This window comes from Arthrobacter sp. 9V, assembly GCF_902506065.1.
GTDB lineage: Bacteria > Actinomycetota > Actinomycetes > Actinomycetales > Micrococcaceae > Arthrobacter.
The window spans coordinates 1-1,137 of sequence record NZ_LR732954.1 but is presented as its reverse complement, the minus strand read 5'-3'; the positions used below and the strand labels follow the sequence as shown (position 1 = coordinate 1,137).

Here is a 1,137-nt window from a genome sequence, read left to right as displayed (position 1 = left end):
ACCGTAGACCCAGAACCGTCGACCGGGGCGGTCGACACCGGTGGTCACGCGGGCGCTGCGGTCGCGGTTCGCCAGGATCAGTCGGCTGGCGAGCGTGATCGTGCGCGCCGGGTCGGGGACCTGGCCGGCCGGACGCGTCGGCAGCACCCCGCGCAGGAAGCAGAGTTCGTTCCGGTACACGTTGCCGAGCCCGGCGAGCACCCGTTGGTCGAGCAGCGCCAACCCGACCGGCCGTTCGGGGTCCTCCGTCAGGTTGGCGAGGGCCAGGTCGGCGTCCCAGTCGGGGCCGAGCAGGTCGGGCCCCAGGTGTCCGACGACCTCGGACTCCTGGTCGCGCGGGACGACCTCGAGCACCCCGAGCGCGAAGCCGACGGTGGAGACTCCTTCGGCGTCCAGGATCGCCCGGGCTTGGTGCGCCGGACGTCGCCAGCGGTCACCGGGCGCGTAGACGTCCCACCGGCCCTCCATCTTCAGGTGCGAGTGCACGGTCAGGTCGCCGATCCGGTGCAGCAGGTGCTTGCCGCGGGGGACGACCTCGTCGACGGTGCGCCCCACCAGGTCGAGGGTGGCGAAGGCCGGGACCCGGAAGTCGCTCTTCGTCAGGACCTTGCCCGCCAGCGCGGTGTGCAGGCGGCGTGCCGCACGGTAGACGGTGTCGCCTTCAGGCACGGGGCACCTCCGGCATGTGGTCACCGCACGGCCGGGAGGCGCGGCTCGCCTCACACACGGAGCCGCAGCCCCTGCGGGGTCGCCGTGAACCCCGCCTGACGGAGCGCGCCGCCGAGCGGCGTCTCGAGCACGAAGTCCCCGTCGACCCGCTCGACCGAGAGCTTCCGCAGCCCGGTCCGGACGATCGAGGCGATCGAGGTGGCGGCAGCGGCGAGGTCGGCCGCGTCGTCGGTGAACGTGAGCACGGACTTGCCGCCCCGCTCGACGTACACGGTGAGCTTGCCGTCGACGGTCGTCACGAGGGCGCCTGCCTTGCGCCCGGGCCGGTGACCGCGGGTGGCCTTCGCACCGCTCGCAACGCCGCTCGCCGGATCGTTCGCGCCGGTGCTCGCCCCACCGGCTGCGACGGCATCGTCCGCGCCTCCGGGGTCGACGTCGCCCGTGGGCCACGGCAACGAGGCCCCGTAC

At 73.9% G+C, this 1,137-nt stretch carries 2 protein-coding genes; both read right to left on the bottom strand.

What is annotated here, in order from left to right; translation table 11 throughout:
* Nucleotides 1-669 (bottom strand): DNA-formamidopyrimidine glycosylase family protein (locus BACI9J_RS22715; RefSeq protein WP_159736650.1); only part of this gene is annotated, 669 nt, incomplete at its 3' end.
* A 50-nt stretch (nucleotides 670-719) separates the two neighbouring features.
* The coding region (locus BACI9J_RS24535) for a hypothetical protein (protein ID WP_236558880.1) at nucleotides 720-1,137 on the bottom strand (418 nt) is incomplete at its 5' end.